Here is a 3,106-nt window from a genome sequence, read left to right on the forward strand (position 1 = left end):
CATGCAAACCTCGGGGTCGGATCAGGTGTCCAACTCCCGGGGGTCACTTCATGGACGGGTTTACGGCGTGTCCCGCCATCTGTGCCCGCCCTGCCAAACCGATGAAAACGCAGAGCCGCTTTTGCTGTCAGCCGACTAACAGTCGGCTCTACCGGTCGGCTCTACAGGCGGACCTCCGCGCGTCAGCGCGGCGCCTCCACATCCAGCCCGATCGGGCAGCTCACGCCGGTGCCACCAATCCCGCAGTAGCCGTTCGGGTTCTTCGCCAGGTACTGCTGGTGGTAATCCTCGGCGTAGTAGTACTCCGGCGCCGGGTACACGATCTCGGTGGTGATCGGCCCGTAACCGGCCGCATCCAGCTGTGCCTGGTAGGCCTCGCGGCTGGCCAGCGCGGCTGCGTACTGCGCCTCGTTCGTGGCATGGATGGCTGAACGGTACTGGGTGCCGGTGTCGTTGCCCTGGCGCATGCCCTGGGTCGGGTCATGGCTTTCCCAGAACAGCTGCAGCAACCGCTCCAGGCTGACCACCGCCGGATCGAACACCACCTGCACCACTTCGGTGTGACCGGTCAGGCCCGAACAGACCTCTTCGTAGGTCGGGTTCGGGGTGATGCCACCGGCATAGCCCACCGAGGTGCTGTACACGCCCGGTTCGCTCCAGAACTTGCGCTCGGCGCCCCAGAAACAGCCCAGCGCGAAACGGATCTGCTGCAGGCCGGCGAAGCGGTCCTTCAGCGGATGGCTGTTCACGAAGTGCTGGTTGCTGTGCAGCGGCAACGGCTGGTCGCGCCCCGGCAGCGCCTCTTCCGCACGCGGCAGACGCTGCTTGAAGGCCCCGATGCCGAGGATGCCCTGGCCAATTCCCAACATGATGCGCTCCTACGCCGGCTGTCCGGCCCAATCGTCTGCATCGGAAATGGGGTCGGCCGGGCCCTGGCCCAAGTCCAGCCCGGCCACGATGTCTTCGGCCTGCGGCCGCGCCGCGTCGGGTATGCCGACCCGCAGCACGCCGAACAGCGGCAGCTCACCCATGCCGCCCAGCAGCGATTCGCCGAACACGAAGGCAGGAATGCCTGCGTCTTCCAGCGCATGCTTCACCAGGTGGGCGTCGAACAGGTTGTCGGCCTTGTACACGATGTGCATGGGGCAGCTCCTCGGGGCAGGGTTCCAGCATACGCCCGGGGCCTGAATCGCGCCGCTGCGCCCGCCGGGCATCGCGGCAAACCCCGGCAGCCCTGGCCGGTACGCGCTAGACTGTTGGTCTTTCTGCCCTTTTTCGCCCCAGACTCATGTCCGAGCACACCCCCGCCAGCCCCGAGACCCCCGCCGACAGCCACGAGAAGCGCGATTTCATCCGCCAGATCGTGCGCGAGGACCTGGCCAGCGGCAAGCACCAGGCGATCAAGACCCGCTTCCCGCCCGAGCCGAACGGCTACCTGCACATCGGCCATGCCAAGTCGATCTGCCTGAACTTCGGCCTGGCCGGTGAGTTCAGCGGCGTGTGCAACCTGCGCTTCGACGACACCAACCCGGCCAAGGAAGACCCCGAGTACGTGGCCGCCATCCAGGACGACGTGCGCTGGCTGGGCTTCGAGTGGAACGAGCTGCGCCATGCCTCTGACTACTTCCAGACCTATTACCTGGCCGCCGAGAAGCTGATCGAACAGGGCAAGGCCTATGTCTGCGATCTGTCGGCCGAGGAAGTGCGCGCCTACCGCGGCACCCTGACCGAGCCGGGCCGCCCGTCGCCGTGGCGCGACCGCAGCGTGGAGGAAAACCTCGACCTGTTCCGCCGCATGCGTGCCGGTGAATTCCCGGACGGCGCGCGCACCGTGCGCGCGAAGATCGACATGGCCAGCGGCAACATCAACCTGCGCGATCCGGCCCTGTACCGCATCAAGCACGTCGAGCACCAGAACACCGGCAACGCGTGGCCGATCTACCCGATGTACGACTTCGCCCATGCGCTGGGCGATTCCATCGAAGGCATCACCCACTCGCTCTGCACGCTGGAATTCGAAGACCACCGCCCGCTGTACGACTGGTGCGTGGACAACGTCGATTTCGCCCATGACGATGCGCTGACCCAGCCGCTGGTCGACGCCGGCCTGCCGCGCGAAGCGGCCAAGCCGCGCCAGATCGAGTTCTCGCGCCTGAACATCAACTACACGGTGATGAGCAAGCGCAAGCTGATGGCGCTGGTGACCGAACAGCTGGTGGACGGCTGGGAAGACCCGCGCATGCCGACCCTGCAGGGCCTGCGCCGCCGTGGCTACACCCCGGCCGCGATGCGCCTGTTCGCCGAGCGCGTGGGCATCAGCAAGCAGAATTCGATGATCGATTTCAGCGTGCTGGAAGGCGCGCTGCGCGAAGACCTGGACAGCGCCGCGGCGCGCCGCATGGCGGTGATCGACCCGGTGAAGCTGGTGCTGACCAACCTGGCCGAGGGCCACGAAGAGCAGTTGACCTTCAGCAACCACCCGAAGGACGAGAGCTTCGGCAGCCGCCAGGTGCCGTTCGCACGCGAAATCTGGATCGACCGCGAGGACTTCGCCGAAGTGCCGCCCAAGGGCTGGAAGCGCCTGGTACCGGGCGGCGAAGTGCGCCTGCGCGGCGCCGGCATCATCCGCTGCGATGAAGTGATCAAGGATGCCGACGGCACCATCACCGAGCTGCGCGGCTGGCTGGATCCGGAATCGCGCCCGGGCATGGAAGGCGCCAACCGCAAGGTGAAGGGCACCATCCACTGGGTCAGCGCCGTGCATGGCGTGCCGGCGGAAATCCGCCTGTACGACCGCCTGTTCTCGGTGCCGAACCCGGACGACGAATCGGAAGGCAAGACCTACCGCGATTACCTGAACCCGGAATCGCGCCGCACCGTCACCGGCTATGTTGAACCGGCCGCGGCCAGCGCCACGCCGGAACAGTCGTTCCAGTTCGAGCGCACCGGCTACTTCGTCGCCGACCGCCGCGACCACACCGAGGCCAAGCCGGTGTTCAACCGCAGCGTGACCCTGCGCGACACCTGGTCGGCCTGAGGAACCGCGGGGGGGCCCGGCCGGCGCCCCCCCCCCCCCCCCCAAAACCCCCCCCCCCCCCCCCCCCGG

At 67.3% G+C, this 3,106-nt stretch carries 3 protein-coding genes; 1 reads left to right on the forward strand and 2 read right to left on the reverse strand.

What is annotated here, in order from left to right:
* Positions 1 to 182: 182 nt before the first annotated feature.
* Both msrA and IAE58_RS19775 read right to left on the reverse strand, forming a co-directional pair.
* Entirely contained in the window at positions 183 to 848 is a 666-nt protein-coding gene (msrA, locus tag IAE58_RS19770; protein WP_199934006.1) for a peptide-methionine (S)-S-oxide reductase MsrA, read from the reverse strand.
* Positions 849 to 878: 30 nt separating this feature from the next.
* Positions 879 to 1,142, reverse strand: coding sequence for a DUF2007 domain-containing protein (locus IAE58_RS19775; RefSeq protein ID WP_108748601.1), 264 nt, complete (start codon positions 1,140 to 1,142; stop codon positions 879 to 881).
* 146 nt (positions 1,143 to 1,288) lie between these two features.
* Between IAE58_RS19775 and IAE58_RS19780 the strand changes: the two genes are divergently transcribed.
* Positions 1,289 to 3,037, forward strand: coding sequence for a glutamine--tRNA ligase/YqeY domain fusion protein (locus tag IAE58_RS19780; protein WP_108761287.1), 1,749 nt, complete (start codon positions 1,289 to 1,291; stop codon positions 3,035 to 3,037).
* Positions 3,038 to 3,106: the final 69 nt, after the last annotated feature.

Source organism: Stenotrophomonas sp. S49 (assembly GCF_016624905.1).
In the GTDB taxonomy this organism is placed as follows: Bacteria; Pseudomonadota; Gammaproteobacteria; order Xanthomonadales; family Xanthomonadaceae; genus Stenotrophomonas.

Bases quoted from the DNA above. Each gene is read 5' to 3' on its own strand.
- IAE58_RS19780 (WP_108761287.1), top strand. From the start codon at position 1,289: ATGTCCGAGCACACCCCCGCCAGCCCCGAGACCCCCGCCGACAGCCAC.
- IAE58_RS19775 (WP_108748601.1), bottom strand. From the start codon at position 1,142: ATGCACATCGTGTACAAGGCCGACAACCTGTTCGACGCCCACCTGGTG.